This is a genomic window from Demequina sp. NBRC 110055 (assembly GCF_002090135.1).
Classification (GTDB): domain Bacteria; phylum Actinomycetota; class Actinomycetes; order Actinomycetales; family Demequinaceae; genus Demequina.
Window position 1 is genome coordinate 1,183,104 of sequence record NZ_BBRL01000004.1, and the last position, 21,486, is coordinate 1,204,589.

Annotated in this window: 22 protein-coding genes; 15 read left to right on the forward strand and 7 right to left on the reverse strand. The window is 68.2% G+C overall.

Features of this window, described 5'->3' with window-relative positions:
• Positions 1–18 precede the first annotated feature (18 nt).
• From B7K24_RS05480 to B7K24_RS05490, 3 genes are all read left to right on the forward strand, one after another.
• Positions 19–1,083 (forward strand): substrate-binding domain-containing protein, encoded by a 1,065-nt coding sequence (locus tag B7K24_RS05480; RefSeq protein ID WP_084129100.1) that lies wholly within the window; start codon positions 19–21, stop codon positions 1,081–1,083.
• 85 nt (positions 1,084–1,168) lie between these two features.
• Complete coding sequence (locus B7K24_RS05485) at positions 1,169–2,338, forward strand: Gfo/Idh/MocA family protein (RefSeq protein WP_234986561.1); 1,170 nt, start codon at positions 1,169–1,171, stop codon at positions 2,336–2,338.
• A gap of 31 nt (positions 2,339–2,369) precedes the next feature.
• Complete coding sequence (locus B7K24_RS05490; protein ID WP_084129101.1) at positions 2,370–3,374, forward strand: sugar phosphate isomerase/epimerase; 1,005 nt, start codon at positions 2,370–2,372, stop codon at positions 3,372–3,374.
• A 61-nt stretch (positions 3,375–3,435) separates the two neighbouring features.
• On the opposite strand, the gene B7K24_RS05495 is transcribed toward B7K24_RS05490, so the two are convergent.
• The 4 genes from B7K24_RS05495 to B7K24_RS05510 form a co-directional block, all read right to left on the reverse strand.
• Positions 3,436–4,629, reverse strand: a complete 1,194-nt coding sequence (locus tag B7K24_RS05495; protein ID WP_084129102.1) for an ROK family transcriptional regulator — start codon at positions 4,627–4,629, stop codon at positions 3,436–3,438.
• 106 nt (positions 4,630–4,735) lie between these two features.
• A complete protein-coding gene (locus B7K24_RS13530; protein WP_200808279.1) occupies positions 4,736–5,710 on the reverse strand; it encodes a TIGR00341 family protein in 975 nt (324 codons plus the stop codon).
• Positions 5,711–5,772: 62 nt separating this feature from the next.
• A complete protein-coding gene (locus B7K24_RS05505; RefSeq protein ID WP_084129104.1) occupies positions 5,773–6,138 on the reverse strand; it encodes an SHOCT domain-containing protein in 366 nt (121 codons plus the stop codon).
• A gap of 1 nt (position 6,139) precedes the next feature.
• Positions 6,140–6,583, reverse strand: a complete 444-nt coding sequence (locus B7K24_RS05510) for a DUF6325 family protein (protein ID WP_084129105.1) — start codon at positions 6,581–6,583, stop codon at positions 6,140–6,142.
• Between the two features lie 419 nt (positions 6,584–7,002).
• Between B7K24_RS05510 and rho the strand changes: the two genes are divergently transcribed.
• Positions 7,003–8,838, forward strand: coding sequence for a transcription termination factor Rho (gene rho / locus B7K24_RS05515; RefSeq protein WP_084129271.1), 1,836 nt, complete (start codon positions 7,003–7,005; stop codon positions 8,836–8,838).
• A 179-nt stretch (positions 8,839–9,017) separates the two neighbouring features.
• Here rho and B7K24_RS05520 read toward each other — a convergent pair whose 3' ends face one another.
• The 3 genes from B7K24_RS05520 to B7K24_RS05530 form a co-directional block, all read right to left on the reverse strand.
• The gene (locus B7K24_RS05520; protein WP_234986562.1) at positions 9,018–9,512 is read right to left on the reverse strand and encodes an RNA polymerase sigma factor; all 495 of its coding nucleotides are present in this window, start codon (positions 9,510–9,512) and stop codon (positions 9,018–9,020) included.
• Complete coding sequence (locus B7K24_RS05525) at positions 9,509–9,973, reverse strand: hypothetical protein (protein WP_084129106.1); 465 nt, start codon at positions 9,971–9,973, stop codon at positions 9,509–9,511. The genes B7K24_RS05520 and B7K24_RS05525 overlap by 4 nt, the downstream gene beginning before the upstream one ends.
• A 361-nt stretch (positions 9,974–10,334) precedes the next feature.
• Positions 10,335–11,267, reverse strand: a complete 933-nt coding sequence (locus B7K24_RS05530) for a type IV toxin-antitoxin system AbiEi family antitoxin domain-containing protein (protein ID WP_159449160.1) — start codon at positions 11,265–11,267, stop codon at positions 10,335–10,337.
• A gap of 443 nt (positions 11,268–11,710) precedes the next feature.
• On the opposite strand from B7K24_RS05530, the gene B7K24_RS05535 reads away from it, so the two are divergent.
• The 11 genes from B7K24_RS05535 to B7K24_RS05585 all read left to right on the forward strand — a co-directional run bounded on the left by B7K24_RS05535 (position 11,711) and on the right by B7K24_RS05585 (position 21,479).
• Positions 11,711–14,008: an immune inhibitor A domain-containing protein gene (locus B7K24_RS05535; RefSeq protein ID WP_144268138.1), complete on the forward strand. Its 2,298-nt coding sequence runs from the start codon at positions 11,711–11,713 to the stop codon at positions 14,006–14,008.
• Positions 14,009–14,243: 235 nt separating this feature from the next.
• Entirely contained in the window at positions 14,244–14,453 is a 210-nt protein-coding gene (gene rpmE / locus B7K24_RS05540) for a 50S ribosomal protein L31 (RefSeq protein ID WP_084077040.1), read from the forward strand.
• 24 nt (positions 14,454–14,477) lie between these two features.
• A complete protein-coding gene (prfA, locus tag B7K24_RS05545) occupies positions 14,478–15,563 on the forward strand; it encodes a peptide chain release factor 1 (protein WP_084129109.1) in 1,086 nt (361 codons plus the stop codon).
• A complete protein-coding gene (gene prmC / locus B7K24_RS05550) occupies positions 15,564–16,460 on the forward strand; it encodes a peptide chain release factor N(5)-glutamine methyltransferase (protein WP_084129110.1) in 897 nt (298 codons plus the stop codon). It begins immediately after the preceding gene.
• A gap of 16 nt (positions 16,461–16,476) precedes the next feature.
• Positions 16,477–17,154: an L-threonylcarbamoyladenylate synthase gene (locus B7K24_RS05555; RefSeq protein ID WP_084129272.1), complete on the forward strand. Its 678-nt coding sequence runs from the start codon at positions 16,477–16,479 to the stop codon at positions 17,152–17,154.
• Positions 17,151–18,413, forward strand: coding sequence for an MraY family glycosyltransferase (locus tag B7K24_RS05560; protein ID WP_084129111.1), 1,263 nt, complete (start codon positions 17,151–17,153; stop codon positions 18,411–18,413). Before B7K24_RS05555 ends, B7K24_RS05560 begins: the two co-directional genes overlap by 4 nt.
• Positions 18,413–18,823 carry a hypothetical protein gene (locus B7K24_RS05565; protein WP_084129112.1) on the forward strand — a complete coding sequence of 137 codons (411 nt, stop codon included), beginning with the start codon at positions 18,413–18,415 and terminating at the stop codon, positions 18,821–18,823. Before B7K24_RS05560 ends, B7K24_RS05565 begins: the two co-directional genes overlap by 1 nt.
• Before the next feature lie 94 nt (positions 18,824–18,917).
• On the forward strand, positions 18,918–19,784 hold the full coding sequence (atpB, locus tag B7K24_RS05570) for a F0F1 ATP synthase subunit A (protein WP_234986563.1): 867 nt from the start codon (positions 18,918–18,920) through the stop codon (positions 19,782–19,784).
• 64 nt (positions 19,785–19,848) lie between these two features.
• On the forward strand, positions 19,849–20,079 hold the full coding sequence (atpE, locus tag B7K24_RS05575) for an ATP synthase F0 subunit C (protein ID WP_084101823.1): 231 nt from the start codon (positions 19,849–19,851) through the stop codon (positions 20,077–20,079).
• A gap of 3 nt (positions 20,080–20,082) precedes the next feature.
• On the forward strand, positions 20,083–20,661 hold the full coding sequence (locus tag B7K24_RS05580; RefSeq protein ID WP_084129114.1) for a F0F1 ATP synthase subunit B: 579 nt from the start codon (positions 20,083–20,085) through the stop codon (positions 20,659–20,661).
• Between the two features lie 5 nt (positions 20,662–20,666).
• Complete coding sequence (locus B7K24_RS05585; protein WP_084129115.1) at positions 20,667–21,479, forward strand: F0F1 ATP synthase subunit delta; 813 nt, start codon at positions 20,667–20,669, stop codon at positions 21,477–21,479.
• Positions 21,480–21,486 lie beyond the last annotated feature (7 nt).

A 21,486-nucleotide genomic window follows, 5' to 3' on the forward strand; every position in this document is an offset into this window, starting at 1 on the left:
CCACATCAGGAGGAATCCATGTACGCATCCCGCTCCACACGCATGCGGATGCTTGCCGCCGGCACCACCGCGATCGCCGCGGTCGCGCTCCTCGCCGGCTGCAGCTCCGACGACGACGGCTCGGCCGAGGAGAGCACCACCACCGCCGAGGCAGGCGGCACCGACGAGGGCGAAGAGTCCGGCTCGGGCGAGACGGTCGTGATCGGCTTCTCCGGTCCCGCCGCCGACCACGGCTGGCTGGGCGCGATCAACTCGGCCGCGCTCGCGCAGGCCGAGATGTATGACGACGTCGAGCTCAAGGTCGCCGAGGGCACCAACGACGCCAACCTGCAGATTAGCCAGGTCGAGACGTTCATCAACGACGGCGTCGACGCCATTGTGCTGCTGCCTACCGACGGCGCGGCCCTGACCGAAGCGGCCCTCAAGGCGATGGAGGCCGGCATCCCGGTCATTAACGTCGACCGCGAGTTCTCCTCGACCGACGCCGCGCGCGTCACCATCCTGGGTGACAACTACGGCATGGGTGTGAGCGCCGGTACCTACATCTGTGAGCAGCTCGCGGGCCAGTCCGATGCCGTGGTGGCCGAGGTCGCCGGCATCGACTCCCTGCCGCTCACCCAGGACCGCTCCGCGGGCTTCAACGACGCGCTCGCGGACTGCGGCCTGTCCGTGTCGGCTCGCGTGGCCGCCGACTTCACCATCGCCGGCGGCCAGGAGGTCACTGCGGAGCTGCTCGCGGCCAACCCCGAGATCGACGCGCTGTGGAACCACGACGACGACCAGGGCATCGGCGTCCTCGCGGCCATCGACGAGGCCGGACGTGACGAGTTCTTCATGGTGGGCGGCGCCGGCTCGCTCAACGCCATGGAGGCCATCCAGGCGGGTGACTCGGTCCTCGAGGCCACCGTCATCTACCCGTCGACCCAGGCGGCGGACGGCATCGCGCTGGCCCGCCTCGTGGCTCAGGGCGCCGACATGTCCGACCTCGCGTCGCCCGGTGTCCCGCACCGGATCGTCCTCGACGCCCCGGTGGTGACCGCGGACAACGTCGACGACTACCTGGAGATCGGCTTCGAGTCCTAACCGGACCCCCGACGGTGCGGTGGTCGCGCGCAGACGCGACCACCGCATCGGCCGCCCCTTCTCCACCACAGAAAGCGAGAGCCAGATGCCCGCGCCTATGCGCGTCGCCATGATCGGCAATGGATTCATGGGCGCCGCACACTCCCAGGGCTGGAGGACAGCCCCCCGATTTTTCGACCTGCCGGCCACGCCCGAGATGGCGGTGATGGTGGGCCGCGACCCCAACAAGAACGCGCAGCTCGCCTCCACGTGGGGCTGGACCGAGGCTTCCGAGGACTTTGCGGCGACCATCGCCCGCGACGACATCGACATCGTTGACATCGTCACCCCCGGACACCTCCACTGCGACATGGCGATCGCCGCCCTCGAGGCCGGCAAGCACGTCTTGTGCGAGAAGCCGCTGGCCAACACCGTCGAGGAGGCTCGTCGGATGGCCGCTGCCGCCGCTGCCGCCGCCGAGCGCGGCGTCTTCGCGATGGTGGGCTTCACCTACCGCCGCATCCCCGCCGCCGCCTTTGCCAGGGATCTCGTGGCGCGCGGCGCCGTCGGCACCATCCGCCAGGTGCGCGCGCAGTACCTCCAGGATTGGCTGTCCGACCCCCAGGCGCCGCTCACGTGGCGCATGGATAAGTCCAAGGCCGGGTCCGGAGCCCTGGGGGACATCGGTGCGCACGCGGTCGACCTCGCTCAGTTCATCACGGGCTCGTCCCTCGAGTCCGTCTCCGGCATCATCGAAACGTTCGTGAAGGAGCGGCCGATGCTCGGCGCGGGCCAGGGTCTGTCCGGTTCGGTGGGCGACGGCACGGGTCCCGTGACGGTCGATGATTACGCGTCGTTTTCGGGGCGATTCGCCTCCGGCGCACTGGGCGCGTTCGAGGCCACACGCTTCGCGACGGGCCACAAGAACGGCCTGCGTATCGAGGTGGCGGGGGACCGCGGCGCGATCCTGTTCGACCTCGAGGACCTCAACGCGGTGCAGTATTACGACGCTACGGCGCCCGCGACCGAGCAGGGCTTTAAGCGCATCATCGTGACCGAGGCCGAGCATCCATATCTTTCGGCCTGGTGGCCGCCGGGTCACCTCCTGGGCTACGAGCATGGGTTCGTGCACCAGGCCAAGGACTTCGTCGAGGCGATCGCCGCGGGGGAGCAGCCGCGCCCGTCGTTCACGGAGGGCTACCAGGTGCAGCGGGTGCTGGACGCCGTCGAGCGCTCCGCCGAGGCGGGCTCGACCTGGCTCACCACCGCCGCCTGACACATACTTCACGGAAAGGATTGGACTGACAATGACGCGACCGATCACCCTTTTCACTGGCCAGTGGGCCGACCTTCCGCTTGAGGAGGTGGCCCGGCTCGCCTCCGAGTGGGGCTACGACGGCCTCGAGTTGGCCTGCTGGGGCGACCACCTGGATCCGTGGCGGTGGGACGACGAGGAGTACGTGCAGGGCCGGCTCGACCTGCTCGAGCGCCACGGCCTGAAGCTTTACGCGATCTCCAACCATCTCAAGGGTCAGGCGGTCTGTGACGACCCTATTGATCATCGCCACCAAGACATCGTGGGCCCGCGCGTGTGGGGCGACGGCGACCCCGAAGGCGTGCGCGAGCGCGCCGCGGAGGAGATGAAGAACACCGCGCGGCTGGCACGGCGCCTGGGCGTCGACGTCGTCATCGGCTTCACCGGATCGTCGATCTGGAAGTACGTCGCGATGTTTCCGCCCGTCGGTCAAGACGCCATCGACGCGGGATACCAAGACTTCGCGGACCGCTGGAACCCCATCCTCGACGTGTTCGACGAGGAGGGCGTGAAGTTTGCGCACGAGGTTCACCCCAGCGAGATCGCGTACGACTACTGGACCACCGTGCGCACGCTCGAGGCCATCGGCCACCGGGAGGCCTTCGGCCTCAATTGGGACCCCAGCCACATGGTGTGGCAGGACCTCGACCCGGTGGGCTTCCTGTGGGACTTCAAGGACCGCATCTATCACGTCGACTGCAAGGACACCCGCAAGCGCATGGTCAACGGCCGCAACGGCCGCCTGGGCTCGCACCTCGCGTGGGCCGATCCTCGCCGCGGCTGGGACTTCATCTCTACCGGCCACGGCGACGTGCCATGGGAGGACGCGTTCCGCATGCTGAGCCAGATCGGCTACGAGGGTCCCATCTCGGTCGAGTGGGAGGACGCCGGCATGGACCGGCTGCTCGGCGCGCCCGAGGCGCTCGAGTTCGTCCGTCGCCTGGCGTTCGACGCCCCCGACGCGGCCTTCGACGCCGCGTTCAGCACCAAGGACTGACCGACCCTTCGCAGGAGTCTGATGTCGCGCCGGCCGGGCGTTGCTCGGTCGGCGCGACGCGTTACGCGTTCTCGCGAATGAGTGCCTCGATGCTGTCCACCGACAGCACCTGCTGGATCGCCATGGCCGAGGCTCCCGCCACCGCAGCATTGTCCGCGCCGCGCGAGCGCACAATCTGTAGTCCGCCAGAGGCCAACGGCGTCGACCGCGCGTAAATCACCTCGCGCGCACCCGCGAGGAGGTGCTCGCCTGCGTTCGCGATGGGTCCGCCCAACACGATGACCGCGGGGTTGATGAGGCTCACGCAGGTCGTGAGAACGCGGCCGATGATGCGGCCGGCATCCCGCACCGCGCGCACCGCCTCGATGTCACCGCGGGTCACCGCCGCGGCGACGTCCTGCGGGCCTGTGACGTCGAGGCCGGACTCGCGCAGCCGCGCGGCGATGGCGGGGCCCGCGGCGATCGCCTCGAGGCAGCCCGTCGCTCCACATCGGCACGGGACGTCGTCGGCCTCGGGCACCCACACGTGGCCGATGTCTCCAGCGATACCGAGCGCGCCGCGGTGCATGTGGCCGCTGGCAATAACGCCGGCGCCGATGCCCGTCGACACCTTCACGAAGAGCAGGTCGTCGACATCGGGGAAAAAGGCGTCGTGCTCGCCGACGGCCATGACGTTGACGTCGTTGTCGACCAAGGTCGGCACGCCAAAGGCGCGCGTGAGCATGCCGGGCACGTCGAAGCGGTCCCAGCCGGGCATGATCGGCGGGTCGACGGGGAGGCCGGTGGTGTGCTCGACGGGGCCTGGCAGGCCGACGCCAATAGCGCGCAGGAACCCGGGCGCGGCGTCCAACGCTGCGACCAGGCGGGCGCCCTCCTCGATGACCCAGCCGAGGACGGCTTCTGGGCCCTCGGCTACGGCAATCGAGGCGACGGAGTCGGTGAGGAGCGTGCCCTGGAGGTCGCTGATGGCGATGTGCGCGTGGGTGGCGCCGATGTCCACGCCCAAGACCCCGTGCTGCGTACCGTCGAAGGCGAACTGGCGAGACGGGCGTCCCCCCGTCGACGCGGCATCCGCCACCGGGGTGATCAGGCGCGTGCGCAAGAGCGCGTCGACCCTGGCGGCCACGGTGGAGCGGGCCAGTCCTGTGAGGGTTGCGAGCTCGGAGCGGGTGCGCGGGCGTCCATCGCGCAGAATCTGGAAGATCTCCGACTGCGCGGAACCGGTGAGGGTCTCCTGCCCGCGCTGGTCGATCATCTCTCGATCGTATCGGACCGGGTGACCAAAGTGGGCCGTCCGCCACCGCACGGACGCGACTTATGTTCCGCGTTCGTCATAAGTGCGCCTCCGTGTGGGGGTCACGCTAGAAGTTATCGCGTTCGCCGCTCACGTCGAAGGTGTATGACGGGATGAATTCGAGCACGATGTCGTCGGCATCGAGTCCGGCACTCTCCATGCCGGCGTAGACCTCATCGACGTCGGGCAACGGGGGAGTGCCCTTGACGACCACGTAGATGACGTTGTCCTCGCGCGGCGTGACCGAGACGACTGCCCAGCGGGTGTCCACCGTGAGGTCCTCGAGGTACGACTGCACCGACGCGATGCGGCCGCGGTCCTCGATGGCCTTCGCCGTCGACCACGCGAGCGGGCCGGACACGAGCAGCACCAGCGACGCGGTCGTGAGGTAAACACGGACGCGGCGGCGGCGCTCGGCCTCCATGTCCTCCACCTCGAGCAGCCTCAACTTCGAATACCCGTAGATCGCCATGACGATCGCGCCGGTCGCGAGGATCGCGGCCACGTTGGTCACGAAGAGCAGGAGCGCCCCCAGCGCCTGCGACCACGCGCCGGACTCGAGGGTGAGGCCCACCACGCACAGCGGCGGGACCAAGGAGATTGCGATGGCGACGCCTGGCAGCGTGTCCGAGATGTCGGAGCGCACCAGCGCTATCGATCCCACGACGCCCGTGGCGAGCGCCGCGAACAGGTCGACGAGCCCGGGCGACACGCGCCCCGCGATCTGACCGTTCGTGGAGGCGAGCATGGGCTGCACGAGGAGGAGCCCCAGCAGGAAGCCGACGCCGACGGCCGCCGCCGCGCCCGCACACATGGTGGCGATCGAGCGGATGAGTTGGCGACGGTCTCCCAAGACTGTGGAGAGCATGGTCCCCTGGATGGGGCGCATGAGCGGCGCGACGATCATTGCGCCGATCACCGTGGCGGTCGAATCGGCCGCGATGCCCGCCGTCGCGATGGCCGCGGCAAGAATGAGGAGCAGCCAGAAGCGGGTGTACTGCGCGCGGACGCGGTCCCCCTCGAAGAGGACCGCGTCGCGCATGTAGTCGACGCTATTGAGCTTCCCTGACCAGCGAGTTTCCCGAATCAGGGAAGCCCAACCGGTCATCCGAGGAGCTTCGCCTTCGCGGCAGCGAACTCGTCGTCGCTGAGGATCCCTGCGTTCTTCATGTCGGCCAGCTTGGACAGCTGTGCCATGAGGTCGTCACCGGCCGAGGAGGCGGGTGCGGCAGGTGCCGCGGGTGCGGCCTGCTGGGCCGCGAGCTGCGCCTGCATGGCGGCCAGCTGAGCCTGGTTGTCCTGCACCTGCTGAGCCTGGGCCTGTTCAACGTACTGCTGCTCCTGGCGGGCCTGCGCGCGGCCGGCCTGCCGGCGAGCGACGTTGCCGGACACCGCGGTGGCGGTGCCCGAGATGACGGCCGTGCGAGCCATCGTGCCGATGAGGCCGGGGCGGCCAATCCTGCGGGGCATGTTAGTTCTCCTCGTTTTCGAGCGCCTCGATCTCGGCGAGAACCTCGCTGACGACCGGGCCGGGGACGCGGATGGACTCGGCGAGTTCGCCGCCGGCGGCGAAGACGGCGTCACGCAGGGGCTTCACCCACGTGTGCTCGAACACCAGGATCGCCGCCGCGCCGCCCACGGGCAGTTCTCCCGCGAGTTCGTCGACGTCCTCCGCGGACACCAGGCCGTCGATGCGGTCCGCCAGTGCCGCGAGGCGCGACACCTCGGAGTCGTCGCCGACCTGGTCCAGCTCCAGATAGTCGAGCTCATCCTCGGCGGTGCGACGCACGAACAGGCCATCCACGATGCTGATGGTGCCGGCGTCGACCAGGGTGCCTAGCTCCTGGACGATCTCGCCCTTGAAGGTGCCGGACTCAAAGCCGATCACCACGATTTCGATGGGTCCGAGGGTCATGGACCGCACATCCTCTCGTTGGTTGCCGACGCGCCGTCGGCGGCTCGTCAGCTTGAGGCTATTGCGCGGCGGTGGCGCCAGCAAGATGGACGCGCAGATTCCTCTGCTGTGGCACCGTGACATCCGGGGCACCCGCAGGTTCGCGCGCGTGCGCCACGCCCGGACATCACGCTGGTTGAGCCGCCGAACCGCCGGGTGCTAACCTGGCCATGTTCCTCCCGGCAGACACAGGTCGCGGGTGAGGAACGATTCCCAGACTTTGAAGCGTCAGCGGACGACGGCGTACGCGCATACCCGGATGCTTTGAGGGGATCACTCGCATTCACATTCTCTAGAGCCGCCCCGGCTCGTGCGAGGGAAGGAACAGTGTGACCGACACCACCGTGGCCAGCGCGGACAACAGCGCGGCCCTCAGCGCCATGAAGCTCCCCCAGTTGCAGGCACTCGCCTCCGAACTGGGCGTCTCTGGCGTCAAGAAGATGCGTAAGGGTGACCTCATCGAGGCCATCAAGAACGGCGGAGCCGCCCCGGCCAAGCCCGCCACCGCCCCGAAGAAGGAGCGGGCCTCGAAGGCCGGCGCCGCAGCCGCCAAGGCCGCCGCACCCGCCGCCGATGCGTCCGGGCAGGCTTCCGAGCCTGCCCGCTCCGCCCAGGCGAGCGAGGCCGCGGCCCACGCCACGGCATCGGCCCCCGCCTCCGGCGAGGCGGCGGACAAGCCCGCCGCGCAGCGCTCGCGCCGCAGCCAGTCGCAGGGCGGCCAGCCTCAGAACGCGCGCCAGGACGGCCGCGACTCGCAGGCAGCCCAGGCCGACACTCAGCGCCGCAACGAGCAGGACGACCGCTCCGAGCGAGCGCGCCGTGCCGCCGAGGCACTGCAGCTGCCCGGAGCCGAGAAGCCCGAGGCCAAGGACGCTCAGGACGACCGCCAGGGTGACAATCAGAACCGCGCGAGCGACGATGACGACGAGCGTGGTGGGCGCCGCCGCCGTGGCCGCGGTCGCGGCCGTGGGCGTGGCCGTGAGCGCGATGAGCAGGCTTCCGGCCAGGGAGGCCAGAGCCTGCGCCAGGACGAGGATGACGTCCACGACGACGATGAGTTGACGCCCGTCGGCGGCATCATCGACATTCTCGACAACTACGCTTTCGTACGCACCACCGGCTACCTCTCGGGCAAGTCGGACGTGTACGTGTCCATGAACCAGGTCAAGAAGTACGGCCTGCGCAAGGGTGACGCGATCACTGGCGCCGTGCGTCCTCCCCGTCCGGGCGACCGCGGCCAGCGCCAGAAGTTCAACGCGCTGGCGCACGTCGAGACGGTCAACGGTGTGACGCCCGAGGAGGCCAGGAACCGCAAGGAGTTCGGCGACCTCACCCCGCTGTACCCCCAGGAGCGTCTGCACCTCGAGACCGAGTCGCGCCTGCTGTCGACCCGCGTGATCGACATCGTCGCGCCCATCGGCAAGGGTCAGCGCGGCCTCATCGTGTCGCCGCCCAAGGCCGGCAAGACGCTGATCATGCAGAACATCGCCAACGCGATCGCGGCGAACAACCCCGAGGTGCACCTCATGGTGGTCCTCGTCGACGAGCGCCCCGAGGAGGTCACCGACTTCCAGCGCTCGGTCAAGGGTGAGGTCATCGCGTCGACGTTCGACCGTCCCGCCTCCGACCACACCCAGGTTGCCGAGCTCGCGATCGAGCGCGCCAAGCGTCTGGTGGAGTTGGGCCAGGACGTCGTGGTGCTGCTCGACGGCATCACCCGCCTGGGTCGCGCTTACAACCTGTCCGCACCCGCATCGGGCCGCATCCTGTCCGGTGGCGTGGACTCGGCGGCGCTGTACCCGCCCAAGAAGTTCTTCGGCGCGGCGCGCAACATCGAGAACGGCGGCTCGCTGACCATCCTCGCGACCGCGCTCGTCGACACCGGCTCCAAGATGGACGAGGTGATCTTCGAGGAGTTCAAGGGCACCGGCAACATGGAGCTGCGCCTCTCGCGCCAGCTCGCGGACCGCCGCATCTTCCCGGCCGTGGACGTGAACTCGTCCGGCACGCGCCGCGAGGAGATTCTGGTCTCGAACGAGGAACTCAAGGTCATGTGGAAGCTGCGCCGCGTGCTCACCGCGCTCGACGCGCAGGCCGCGACCGAGCTGCTGCTGGGCAAGTTGCGCGAGAACAAGTCGAACGCCGAGTTCCTGATGCAGGTCGCCAAGACCACGCCGGGCAAGGACGACCTCGACAACGAGCTCACCACGAAGTAGGCGGCACGCGGCCCCGACGGACCGCGCTGCTCTCGCCAGGGCCCCGGAGCCTTCCCTTGTGGGAGGCGCCGGGGCCCTCGCGTCTTTCTGCCCCGAGCCGCCCCGCGCGCCTCGCTCCTGGCGGGACATGAGGGTCGAAAATCGCCCGAATCCGACCTTCATGTCCCGCTACGAGGCACTCACCGGTCCACGACGGCCGATGCCAGCGTGTCCTCAAGCGCGGCCCGCGCCTTCGCATAGCGCGACCGCGCTGGCGAGGCTTTCGTGCCCAGGACGCATGCTGCGTCGACGATCGAGAGACCTTCCCAGTGAATGAGCTCGACGAGTTCGCGTTGGGGCTCCGGGAGGGACGCGATCGCGGCACGCACGTCGAGGACGAGCGCCTCGTCGGTGTCGGGCGGTGCCACGGCGAGTACCGCTACGCGCTCCGTCAGTCTCAACCGGCGCGATTCGTCGCGCCTGTGCCCGCGGAGGCACATCCGCGCGATCCCGAAGAGCCATAGGCGCGTCTGGCCGTCCTCGCTCGGCGCATCGGCTCGCCGTCGCCAGGCCACGAGCATGGTCTCGCCCAACAGGTCGGCGGCGGCATCGGGGGAGCGGCGCTGGAGGTAGCGGAGGATGTCGGGCCCGTGCGTGTGCAGGTCGCCCGCGAACTGATCGTCGGCGGCACTCACTCGCCCACCTCGCAGGCTGAGTCCGGGACAAGATCGCTGAGTGGGTCGACGAGGTCGGACTCAAGGCCATCCAGGATGAGCCGGGAGTAGGCGTGCTCGAATGTTTCGTTGGTATGAGTCGAGGTCATGGGCACGCCCTCGAGCTCCGATGTGCCAGCGTCGAGGTCGAGGCGTGCGATTTCGTCGTAGGCGAGCTCGATCCACGAGGCCCACGTGCTTCTGTCTGCGATCTCCTGCTTGCGCTCGTCCTCGTCGTACCGTGCCATGAACTCGGCGCGCACTGCGCCACCGTCGGCCTCGAGCAACGATGCGGGATCGCTCAGCCGCGAGCGGATCTCGGTTTCCTGCGCCTTGGAAAGCTCAGATGTCACGAGACGCGCCGCGCAGCGGTAGCCATCGGCATCCGTATAGGTCCACTCGATCTGAGCGGGCATCGCGTTCCACTGCTCGGTGGAGAGCATGAATGGATCTGGCTCGGTACGCCTATCCGGGAGTACCGCTGCGGCCCCCGCTCCTCCTAGGGCGATTACCGCTACCGCGGCGCCCGTCCATAGCGCGCGGCGTCGCCAGCGCCGGCGTGGAGTGGCCGCGGCGCGCGCCTCGTCGACGAGCGCGCTGATTGCTGCGTCCATCGCGGGCCCGTCAGGCGTGGACGGAGGCGCCGATCGCGCGAGCAGGTGGTCAAGGTCGTTCATCGGTGATGCATTCATACCCCTTCATGCCGGGAGTGGGGTCAATCGTCCATGCGCGTTGGCCACAAGTGCGCCGGCGCGAGGGCGAAGGGTGGGGCCACGGGGATGTGCGTGAATCGAACTCCGGCCTTCATGTCCCGCTACGGCGTGCAAGACGACCGGCCACGGTCCGCAGGACGCGCTCGCGGCACCACTCGGGACGTTGCGTGATGTCGTTCCAGCCAAAGCGCACCACCGAATACCCGGCGGCGGTGAGGTCGGTCTGCCGGTTCCTGTCGTCATTGCGAGCTCTGACGGTGGAGTGGAACCGGTCGCCGTCGAGCTCCACCACGACCATGGCGCGGCGATGCAGCATGTCGACGACGGCGCGACGTGGGCCGAACACGAGCGGAACCTGCCACTCAAACTCCCTGAACCTCGCGTCAGCAAACGTCTCGTACTTGGCACGCACCTCCAACGGCGACGTTGCGCCATCGCGGAACCAGTTAAGTACTTGCTGCAACGCGCTTCGTGACGGGACGCGGTGGGCCTGTGCGAGAGTGCTGGATAACTGGCGGGCGGTGCACACCTTTGTCCAGAGTGCTTGCCAGAGGAAGTCGAGCCGGTCGCCCGGCGAGCCGACCCGCCATGCGTCGAGGACCGCGTCTTGGGGGACGGTGCAGCCGATCATCTTCGGATAGCTCTTGCGCGTGACGCTGTCGCCCTGAATGGTGCGTACCCAGGAAGGGGCTCGCGGGCGGCGCCCATTGATGACTCGCACGTGGGCGACGGCAGGCACGGGCATCGATGGTGCATACAAGTGGACAGCCAGCGGGCCGGTGACCAGCCCGGCGGGGTGCCACAGGTTGAGTGCCTCGCCCATGACCACCGGGTGCGCGCGGTGCGCACGACCGCAGTACACGCCCGGAAGAATCCGCTCCGCGTTGCCGTCATGTACGACGCGCTCGAGCGCGACCCGCGACCAACCGGACACCAAATCCGACCTCGTGAAGGCATGTGCGTTCGATGCGAGGAATTCGGCGAGCGGTCGATCGCGTGCCATGAGGTCGAGGATGAGGCGCACAACGGCCATCCGACCACCTTCCCGCAGCCTTCAGAAGCGTTCGGCGCGATCTGTGGACAACGCCGCGCGTCCCAGCGGGACATGAGGGTCGAAAATGGCCCGAATCCGACCCTCATGTCCCGCCAGAATCCACGGGGCGCATGCGGCCGCCAGCCCCCGCGACTGTGAGGTTTCTGAGAGCGCAAGTCAGATGTTGAATACCCCACAAACCAGGACATTCGCCCCGAACGGGTGCTACGTCTATTCCCCAGGTCGTGACGATGCGACCTCCGATGGGGACGCCACAGCCCTCATCGAGGCGTCACGCACCAAGGCGGGCCAACCGGACCCGCCTGGCACGATGCCGGGACCACCACGAGCGGCTCTGGCATCCGATACGCACGGAGGAATGGATGCGAAAGACCATGCTGGCGGCGACCACAGTTGCGCTTCTGGGAGGGAGCATGTTCGCCGTCCCCGCGGCCCACGCCGCGCCTAGCGCCAACGGCGCCCCACCGGAGGATCCGGTCGCGAGCGAAGCCGTTCAGAGCGACAACATGCCGAACCCCCTCGACGAGAAGCGCTCGGCGCTGCGCGAGAGCGCGGTGGCCCAGGTCCTCACCGGTGACCTAGAGACCGAGCAGCGCGGTGCAAGCACTGTCGCGAAGGTCGGCGAGGAAGCCGTTGCGGCGACGAATCCCAACGCCCGCGGTGCCAAGGGCGGCACGAAGACGAAGGACCAGTACGTCGAGCTGTCCCGCGAGGCGACCGACCGGATCTTCGTGATTCTCGCCGAGTTCGGCGACGAGCAGCTCGACGGCATCGAGCCTGCCGAGGATGCGCAGCGCACCGAGGGCCCGCTCCACAACGAGATCCCGGCCCCCGACCGCAAGGTCGACAACTCCACCGTGTGGCAGGCCGACTACGACCAGGGCCACTACCAGGACCTGTACTTCGGCGACGACGAGTCGCTGCGGGAGTACTACGAGACGCAGTCTTCGGGCCGCTACAGCGTGGACGGCACCGTGACGGACTGGGTCAAGGTCGACTACTCGCAGGCCCGCTACGGCACCGACGCCTGTGGCTCGAACGTCTGCAGCACGGTCTGGGACCTGGTGAAGGACGCCGCCAACGTTTGGTACGAGGACCAGCTTGCCCAGGGCCGCTCCGAGGAGGAGGTGAACGCGGACCTGCAGTCGTTCGACGTGTGGGACCGCTACGACTTCGACGGCGACGGCGACTTCAATGAGCCGGACGGTTACATCGACCACTTCCAGATCGTCCACGCGGGTGGAGACCAGGCCGATGGCGACCCCATCTACGGCTCGGACGCCATCTGGTCCCACCGCTGGTACGCCTTCGCCAACACCATCGGCCTGGCGGGCCCGTCGAGCAACCCCCTGGGTGGCACCGAGATCGGCACGTCCGGCGTGTGGATCGGCGACTACACCATCCAGCCTGAAAACGGCGGGCGCAGCGTGTTCTACCACGAGTACGGCCACGACCTGGGGCTCCCGGACGACTACAACGTGCTGTCCGGCGGTGACAACAACAACGAGCACTGGACGCTGATGGCGCAGAGTCGGCTCAACGCTAAGAGGGACGGCGGGCTCGGCGAGCGCGGCGGCGACCTGGGCGCGTGGAACAAGCTCCAGTTGGGCTGGCTCGACTACGAGTACGTGACCGCGGGAACTAAGAAGAAGGTCGATCTTGGCCCCGCCGAGTACAACTCGAAGAAGCCCCAGTCCCTCATCGTGGGCCTGCCGCCCAAGACGGTCACGGTCGACCTGGGCGCGCCGGCCAGCGGTGAAGGCCAGTGGTACTCCGGAACGGGCGACGACCTCTCCAGCACCCTTACCCGCGACCTCACCGTCCCTGCCGAGGGTGCAGAACTCACATTCCAGGCCCGCTACGACATCGAGACCGGCTACGACTACTTCTACGTCGAGGTCGACTCGGGTTCGGGCTACGTGCCGATCGAGGGAAGCCTCACCACAACGGAGGACATCTTCGCGACGGACGGCACCCAGGCCGACTGGATGGACGCCAGCTATGACCTCACCGCCTTCGCCGGACAGGACGTGAGCCTCCGCCTGCGCTACATGACCGACGGTGGAGTCGCGGGTAACGACCCCGACGTGGTCGACGGCATCTTCCTCGACGACATCGCGGTGGAGGGCGTCTTCTCGGACGATGCCGAGTCAGCAGACAACGGTTGGGTCGCCGACGGCTTCGCGATCGTGGGGGAGGAGTCCACCGAGGACTACCCGCACTTCTATATCGCGGCGAACCGTAGTTACACCTCGTACGACAAGTACCTCGAGACCGGGCCGTACTTCTTCGGCTATGGCGAGTCCAAGCCCGACCTGGTGGACCACTACGCCTACCAGGAGGGTCTGCTGATCTCGTACTGGGACACCTCGTACTCGGACAACGACACCTTCGCCCACCCGGGCAGTGGTCGCAACCTCTACATCGATGCGCACCCCACTCCGCTCAAGGACGTCAACGGCGACCTGTGGCGGGCTCGCGTGCAGGTCTATGACGCCCCGTTCGGGCTGACTCGCACGGACGGCATGACCCTCCATGTCGATGGCGTGAGGAGCAAGATCAAGGGCCAGGCCGGCAACCGGGTGTTCGATGACACCGACCAGTACTGGTTCGAGGAGCTGCCCAACCACGGCGTGAAGCTCCCCGCGACAGGTACCCAGATCAAGGTGCTCAAGCAGAAGGGCACCTCGATGACGGTGGCGGTCTCCTAGCGACCCCTTCCTACGAGCCGCGGGGCGCCCGGATTGCTTGATTTTCGGGCACCCCGTGGCTCGGTTCGCGCGCGCGGGGGGCGGCCGATGCCGTGGCCAGCCTGGTCGCCCGACGTGCCCGACGTCACACGCGGCTCGCCACCCCTTGACGACCGTGGCACAATAGAACGCTGGCCGTCCGGTTCACCGACCGCGAAGTACGCGCAAGGACCCGGAGGCACTCTTAAGGGAGATCATGAAGAAGGACATCCACCCCGAGTACGTGGCCACCACTGTCACGTGCACCTGCGGCAACACCTTTGAGACCAACTCGACCGTCAAGAGCGGCGAGATCTCGGTTGAGGTCTGCTCGGCTTGCCACCCGTTCTACACCGGCAAGCAGAAGATCATGGACACCGGTGGCCGCGTCGCGCGCTTCCAGAAGCGCTACGGCAACCAGAAGTAACCCGAAGCCTTACCCGACGACGACGTGGCCGAAGCCTTCGCAGCAGTCCAGCCTCTGCTGGACGAGTACACCGATATCGAGCGTCAGCTCGCCGACCCCTCCATCCACGCGGATGCCGGGAAGTCGCGCACGCTGGGCCGTCGGTTCGCGGAGCTCGGCCGCGTCGTCGCCGCGCATCGGGCCTGGGAGACCGCCCAGGACGACCTTGAGGCAGCACGGGAGATGGCCGGTGCCGACCCCGAGTTCGCCGCCGAGGTCCCGGCGCTGGAGCAGGCGGCCGAGCAGGCCACCGAGACCCTGCGCCGCATTCTTATCCCTCGCGACCCCGACGACGCCCGCGACGTGATCCTCGAGATCAAGTCCGGCGAGGGTGGCGAGGAGTCTGCGCTGTTCGCGGGCGACCTGCTCAAGATGTACCTCAAGTACGCGGAGTCGAAGGGCTGGAAGGCCGAGATCCTCGAGGCCACCGAGACCGACATGGGCGGCTACAAGGACCTCTCGGTCGCCGTGAAGGCCAAAGGCTCCGTCGAGCCCGAGGACGGCGTGTGGGCCCACCTCAAGTACGAGGGCGGTGTGCACCGCGTGCAGCGTGTGCCCGCGACCGAGTCGCAGGGCCGCATCCACACCTCCGCCGCCGGTGTGCTCGTGTACCCCGAGGCGGAAGAGGTTGAGGACGTCGAGCTCGACATGAACGACGTGCGCGTCGACGTCTACCGCTCCTCGGGACCGGGCGGCCAGTCGGTGAACACCACCGACTCCGCCGTGCGCCTCACGCACCTGCCCACGGGCATCGTGGTCAGCTGCCAGAACGAGAAGAGCCAGCTTCAGAACAAGGAGTCGGCCATGCGCATCCTGCGTGCCCGCCTGCTCGCCGCCCAGAAGGAAGCGGCGGAGGCCGAGGCCCAGGACATGCGCAAGTCGCAGGTGCGCACCGTCGACCGTTCGGAGCGTATTCGCACCTACAATTTCCCCGAAAACCGCATCGCCGACCATCGCACCGGGTACAAGGCGTACAACCTTGACCACGTCCTGGCAGGAGACCTGCAGCCCGTGATCCAGTCAGCCATCGATGCCGACGAGGCCGCTCGCCTCGCCGCTCACGAGGCGTAATTGCCTACCGTCGGAGCACGACTCAAGGAGATCACGCGCCGTTTGGCCGATGCGGGGGTTCCCTCGCCTGAGGCCGATGCCGTGGTCCTCATGGCGCACACCTTCAAGTGGGAGCCGGGAGAGGTCCGTACCGCCGCCGCGCGTGACGACCACTGGCCCCTCGACCCGCTTGATCACGACCTCCTCGAGGCCCGCGTGGCCCGTCGTGTCGGCCGTGAGCCGCTGCAACACATCACGGGCAAGGCGTACTTCCGCAATCTGGACCTCCAGGTCGGGGCGGGCGTCTTCGTGCCGCGTCCCGAGACCGAGGTGGTCGCCCAGGCCGCCATCGACGCGGCCCGCGCGGCAACCCCTGGCAAGGACGGCAAGGTCCGCGTCACCGACCTATGCGCCGGGTCGGGCGCCATCGGCCTGTCGATCGCGGATGAGGTCCCGAACGCCGAGGTGTCGATGGTCGAGGCCTCCGAGGGCGCCCTCGTCTACCTGCGCATCAACGCGCGCGGCATGCGCGCCGAGGTGCGCGAGCGCACGCGAACGCTGCTGGGCGACGCGAAGCGTTGCCTGCACCTGTTCGAGGGCTGCGCGGACGTCATCGTCAGCAACCCGCCGTACATCCCGCCGGACGGCGTGCCTCGCGACGTCGAGGTGCGCGAGTACGACCCGCCGGAGGCGCTGTACGGCATGGGCGAGGACGGCCTTGATCTGCCCCGCGCGATCATCGACGAGGCCGCGCGCCTGCTGCGCGTGGGCGGCACGCTCATCATGGAGCACGCCGAGAACCAGGGAGCGGCGCTCAGGGAACACTGCGAGCGCTCCGAGTTCTGGGATGGAGCCCGTACCGAGCAGGACCTGACGGGACGCGACCGCATGCTCATCGTGACTCGCGTGGGTGTCTGAGACACTACCTCTCGTGATCTACCCGTGCTCTGACCCTGCCACCTGGGGTCCCAGCCTCGACGCCGCCGTCGACGCGGTCAGCCGGGGCGCCGTCATCGTGCTGCCCACTGACACCGTCTACGGCGTCGGCGCCGACGCCTTCAATCCGCAGGCCGTCGCTGCTGTCCTGGCCGCAAAGGGCCGCGGACGCCAGATGCCGCCGCCCGTCCTGATCCCGGACGCTCGCACCGTCGACGGACTGGGCTACGACGTGCCGGATGCCGCCCGTGCCCTCATGGAGGCCTGTTGGCCCGGCGCCCTCACGGTCATCGTGCAAGCCCAGCCGTCGCTGGCCTGGGACCTCGGCGACACCCACGGAACCGTGGCGCTGCGGATGCCGGATCACCCGGCTGCCCTCGCGCTGCTGAAGCGCACCGGCCCGCTCGCGGTGACCAGTGCCAACAAGACCGGACAGCCTGCGGCGACCACGGCATCGGACGCGCTCGAGCAATTGGGCGACGCGGTCGCCGTCTACCTCGACGGCGGCGACGCCCCGCTGGGCACAGCGTCGACCATCGTCGACGCGACCGACCCCGCGGGTCTGAAGGTCGTGCGCGACGGCGGCATCAGCCGCGATCGGCTCGTCGAGATCGCGGGCGCCGCGGCGTTCGCGCCCGAGCCCGCGGCGGCCGATGCCCCGGAGGCCGACGGGTGAAGGTTTACCTCACGCTCTTGGTGATCGCGGCGCTCGTTGCGTACGCCACGACACCGGCGATGAGGCACCTCGCGTTCCGTGTGGGGGCCGTGACGGCCGTGCGAGACCGTGACGTCCACAAGCTGCCCACCGCGCGACTGGGGGGTGTGGCGATCTTCCTCGGGCTCGCTGGAGGTATCGCGGTCTCGAGCAATATCCCGTTCCTCACACCCGTCTTCGAAACCTCGTCGGCCGCGTGGAGCGTGCTCGCGGGAGCGGGGCTCGTGTGTCTGCTTGGCCTCGCCGACGACATCTGGGACCTCGACTGGATGGCCAAGCTCGCGGGCCAGGTGCTCGCCGCGCTGATCATGGCGTGGGGCGGAGTTCAGCTGGTCTCGGTGCCCATCTTCGGCCTCACCATCGGCAGCTCGTACCTGTCGCTCGCCGCGACCGTGATCGTGGTGGTCGTGGCGATGAACGCCGTGAACTTTGTCGATGGCCTCGACGGTCTCGCGGCAGGGGTCATCGCGATCGGCGGCGCGGCCTTCCTCACGTACACCTACGTGCTCGCCCGCTCGGCGTCACCGGGCGACTATTCGTCGCTCGCCTCGCTCGTGCTGGCGGTGCTGGTCGGCGCATGCCTCGGCTTTCTGCCCCACAACCTGCACCCCGCCCGGATCTTCATGGGCGACTCGGGCTCGATGGTGCTGGGACTCGTCATCGCCGGCGCCGCGATCATCGTCACCGGCCAGATCGACCCCGAGGTGGTCTCGCAGCGCGAGCGCATTCCCGCCTTTATCCCCATCGTGTTGCCCCTCATGGTCGTGGCCGTACCGCTGATCGACATGACCGCTGCCGTGATCAGGCGCACGCTCAAGGGGCACAGTCCCTTCATGCCCGACGCCCACCACCTCCACCACGTGCTGCTGCGCGCGGGCCACTCTCACCGGTGGGCGGTCTCCGTCCTGTACCTGTGGACGTTCGTGCTGTCGTTCGGCACCGTCTCGCTCGTGTTCTTGCCTCTGGGAGTGGCGCTCGTCCTCGCGGGCGTGGCGCTTGCGATCGTGGGCCTCGTCACCTTCTCCCCGCCGCTCAGGCGGCGCCTGTCGCGAGGCTGGCGCGCCGCCGGCAGGGGAGTGAAGCCTTTGCAGCGGCTGACGCCGGAGGGGCGACGGGCCGATGCAGACGACGAGCCCGCCTCGCCCGAGCGCGAGGTCAGTGATCGTGATGACCCGGCCACGGCATCGGCCATCCGCACCCCGTCCCCCGAGGAGAAGTAGTGAACGAGGAATCGCGCACCTACCGTCGCGCGCTGCGCGTCACCGTCATCGTCATCGTCGCGCTCGCCGTCATCGCCGTGCCCGTCGGGCTGCTGGTCGCGGGCACCGCCGGGCTCATCGCCGCGGAGACCGGCGTGCTCGTCGCGGCCCTCGCGGGCCTCACGACGCAGGTCGCGATGGTGATCGCGCATGACAAGCCCGCGCACGTCATGGCGGGTTACGTGGGTGGCTCGTGGCTGGCCAAGATGCTCATCATTGTCATCGCGCTTGTCGTGCTTGCGGGTATCGACGGCTTTCATCGGGAGCTGTTCGCCGCCTTCGCCGTCACCGGCGTCATCGCGACGCTTGTGGTTGACTTCTCGGTAATCCGTTCCGCACGCATCCCGTACGTCGACGGAGGGTCGAAGTAGGACGTTTCATGCGTTAGGATTCCTACGCATCACGGTCCCCGGCGTGCTCGGCAGCCCCGCCCGCGCGTGCTCCACAACACCAGGAGAAATTTCTGTGGCGAATCTGGCCCTGGTTACGGCAATGAGTGCCGTTACCGAGACCTCGTCCGATGCTGAGTCGTCGACCGGCTTCTTCGGATGGCTTTTCGGTTCCGACGGCTTTCATGCCCCGACGGTGGACGAGTTCTACCCGCCGGCCCTCCTGTTCGAGGGCACGCTCTTCGAGTTCAACCGCATCGAGCTCGCCCGCGTCATCGCGGCCGCCGTGCTCATCCTGCTGGTGTGGCTCGTCGTGCGCAACGCCAAGCTTGTTCCCGGTCGTGGCCAGGGTGCCTTCGAGTTCATGCTCGACTTCGTGCGCACGCAGATCGTCGAGCAGGTGATGAGCAAGGAGAACGCCAAGCGCTTCCTGCCGTTCCTGACGACGCTGTTCTTCGCGATTCTCGCGTTCAACCTCACCGGTGTGATCCCGCTGATCAACATCGCTGGTACGTCCCTCATCGGCCTGCCGATCATCATGGCGATCTGGGTCTACGTGCTCTATCTGGGCGTGGGCGTCAAGCAGCACGGCCTGGGCGGCTACCTCAAGCTGTCGCTGTTCCCCGCGGGGGTTCCGAAGGGCATCTACGTCCTGCTCACCCCCATCGAATTCCTGCAGGTGTTCATCCTGCGGCCCGCCACTCTCGCGCTGCGACTCGCCGCGAACATGATGGCCGGCCACCTGCTGCTGGTGCTGTGCTTCGCCGCCACGCAGTACTTCTTCTTCGAGGCCGCCGGATTCATGAAGTCCATGGGCGCCGTCACCTTCGCCGCAGGCTTCGCCTTCACGCTGTTCGAGATCTTCGTCGCGGCGCTGCAGGCCTACGTGTTCGTGATGCTGTCGTCCGTGTACATCAACATGGCGATCGAGGAAGAGCACTAAGAACTTCACCCCCACAAGACGTGCGGGCCTCGGACGGGGCTCGCATCCAACGGAAGGAAACACAGTGGACACCACCACTCTCGCCGAGGTCTCGGGCAACGTCGCGACCATCGGTTACGGCCTCGCTGCGACCGGTCCTGGTATCGGTCTGGGCATCCTGATCGGCAAGACCATCGAGGGCATGTCCCGCCAGCCCGAGGTTGCGGGCCAGCTGCGCGCCACCATGTTCATCGGTGTCGCGTTCGTCGAGGTGCTCGCGCTCCTGGGCCTGGTCACCGGCTTCCTCTTCACCTAAGCCATGACGCTTCTCAACCAGTTGGTCGTCGCGGCCGAGGAGACTCACGGGGAGAGCTCTGCTAACCCGCTGATCCCGGCCCCGTACGACATCCTGTGGTCGGCGGTCATCTTCGTGATCATCGTCGTCGTGTTCATGAAGGTGCTGCTGCCCAAGATGCAGGCAGTGCTGGATGAGCGCGCCGAGCTGATCGAGGGCGGCCTGAAGAAGGCCGAAGAGGCGCAGTCTGAGGCGGCAGCGGCGCTCGAGGAGTACACCGCTCAGCTGACCGAGGCTCGCGCCGAGGCCGCGCGCATCCGCGAGGACGCCCGCGCCGAGGCCACTGCGATCGTCTCCGACAGCCGCACGGCGGCCTCCGGCGATGCCCAGCGCATCGTCGAGACCGCCCACAAGCAGATCGAGGCCGAGCGCCAGCAGGCGATCGTGTCGCTGCGTACCGAGGTCGGCGCGCTCGCCACCGAGCTCGCCTCGCGCATCGTGGGCGAATCGCTCGCCGACGACGCTCGTCAGCAGCGCATCATCGACAGCTTCCTGGACGACCTCGAGTCCCAGGTGGACAGCAAGCAGAAGGCGGAGGGATAAGCCCGATGCGTGGAACCAGTCAGGCCTCGCACGACGCGGTGATCCGGGAGTTTGACCCGATCGTCACCGCGGCGGGTGAGGATGGGCTCACGATTGCTGAGCACCTGTTCGTCGTGGTCGACGCGCTCGACTCGTCGGGCTCGCTGCGCCGTGCGCTCACCGACCCTGCCCGCCCCGGCAAGGACAAGGCCTCGCTGGTGAAGCAGCTGTTCGGGTCTCTCGAGCCCCGTGCGGTCGACATCGTGGCGGCCTTCGCCGAGTCCCGCTGGTCCGGCGAGGCCGACCTCGCCGAGTCCATCGAGGACGCCGGCGAGATGGCGCTGTTCGCCTACTCCGAGTCCCAGGGCACGCTGTCCTCGGTCGAGGAGGAGCTGTTCCGGGTCGAGCGACTGCTGGTCGCGAACCGCGAACTGCTCATCGCGGGCTCGAACCGCTCGGCGACCAAGGAGCAGCGACTGCAGCTGCTCGAGGACACGCTGGGCGGCAAGCTGCTACCGACGACGCACGCGCTGCTCGCGCGTGCGGTCGGCGTGCCGCGCGGACGGCGCCTGATCCCCGCGATCAACGCGCTGCTCGAGCAGGCGGCCGAGCGCCGTGGACGCGTCGTCGCGTCCGTGACGGCCTCGGTCGAGCTGTCCGCCGCGCAGCGTGAGCGGCTGGCGGGCATCCTCGCCAAGGCGTACGGTCGCGAGATCAAGATCAACGTCGCCGTGGACCCCGAGGTCCTGGGCGGCATCCGAGTTCAGGTCGGGTCAGAGGTGGTCGACGGCACCATCCTCAGCAAGCTCGACGACGCACGACGACGACTCGTCGGCTAGCACAGAC